1 protein-coding gene is annotated in these 1,344 nt (G+C 70.0%); it reads right to left on the bottom strand.

Going from position 1 to position 1,344, the window contains the following annotated elements; all coding sequences use genetic code 11:
* Positions 1-18: 18 nt before the first annotated feature.
* Positions 19-1,107: an IS110 family transposase gene (locus ACFU7Y_RS43995; protein ID WP_380772082.1), complete on the bottom strand. Its 1,089-nt coding sequence runs from the start codon at positions 1,105-1,107 to the stop codon at positions 19-21.
* Positions 1,108-1,344: the final 237 nt, after the last annotated feature.

Below are 1,344 nucleotides of genomic sequence, written 5' to 3'. Positions count from 1 at the left end.
GGGATGCTCCTATGGACGTCAAGCCGCAGGAGCAAGGTCGGTTTGAGTGATGTGTCGGGTTGTCGGTGTGCTGGTCAGGGCGCGGTAGATCTCGCGGGCAACGAAGCGCTTGAGGCAGCGCATGATGTCCTTCTTGGACAGGCCTTCCTTGGTTCGGCGCTCGACGTAGGCGCGGGTCCGCTCGTCGTAGCGCATGCGGACCAGCACGATGGTGTGCAGGGCGTTGTTCGCGGCCCGGTCGCCGCCGCGGTTGAGTCGGTGGCGGTTGGTGCGGCCGGAGGACGCCGGGATCGGTGCGACCCCGGCCAGGTGGGCGAAGGCGGCCTCGGAGCGCATGCGTTCGGGGTTGTCTCCGGCGGAGGCCAGCAGCTGGCCGGCGGTTTCGGGGCCGACGCCGAACAGTTCGAGCAGTTCGGGGGCGGCCTGCTTGAGCAGCGGGCCGATCTCGGCGTCGAGCTCGGCGATCTCCTCGTCCAGTGCCTGGTGGCGGCGGGCCAGGCGCCGCAGCGCGGCCTTGGTCGCGGCCAGTGGTGTGGACAGGTCGCCGCCGGGGCGCAGGCGGGCGGCGGTGCGTATCAGCACGCTTCGGTCCAGGCCGGCCAGTTGCTCGCGCAGCGTCGCCGGGGCGGACACCAGCATGCCTCGGAGCTGGTTCATCGCCTGGGTGCGGGCCTTGACCGCGCTGCGGCGGACGACTCGCAGTACCCGCACCGCTTCGACCATGCCGTCGCGGCTCTTCGGGACGCCGGTAGCCCGTCCGGAAGCCACGGCCGTGGCGGCGGCGTAGGCATCGATCGGGTCGGACTTGCCGCGCATCCGGCGGGTCTTGCGGTCGGGCCGGTCGACGTCGATCACCGTCACCCCGGCCGCGGTCAGAACCCGGGCGAGCTCGGCACCGTAGGCACCGGTTCCCTCCACTCCGACCGCTGTCAGTGCGCCGTGCGAGCGCATCCAGTCGAGGAGAGCCCGGTAGCCGGCGATCGTGGCCGGGAACTCCTGGTCGGCGAGGTGCCGGCCGAGCGGGTCGATCACGGCCGCGTGGTGGGTCAGGCCGTGGGTGTCGACTCCGCCGGTGATCTCCGCACTGTCATGCGTCATGCTGGTCATGTCCGTCCTTGCCGCTTGTCCGAGCCGAGGGCGGCACGCGCCGGTCGGGCGGGTGGACAAGACAGTGACGGGGCTTCTGGACCAAGCTCCTATGAAGTCACAAGCACCCGTCCGGCCGCGTGCGTGGTGGCCCCGCTGACGAGACGACAAATCCCAAACAGGACAGTCCGAGACGTCAGTCAGGAGGCGAGTCAGCCTCATCAGCAGAACCACCAGTCACATCATCACTGTCAGGAG

This window comes from Kitasatospora sp. NPDC057542 (genome assembly GCF_042801945.1).
Lineage (GTDB): Bacteria > Actinomycetota > Actinomycetes > Streptomycetales > Streptomycetaceae > Kitasatospora.
The sequence above is the reverse complement of the archived record's forward strand: the minus strand, read 5'-3'. Positions and strand labels throughout refer to the sequence as shown.

Coding starts and splice junctions, on each gene's coding strand:
- ACFU7Y_RS43995 (WP_380772082.1), bottom strand. CDS start 1,107: ATGACCAGCATGACGCATGACAGTGCGGAGATCACCGGCGGAGTCGAC.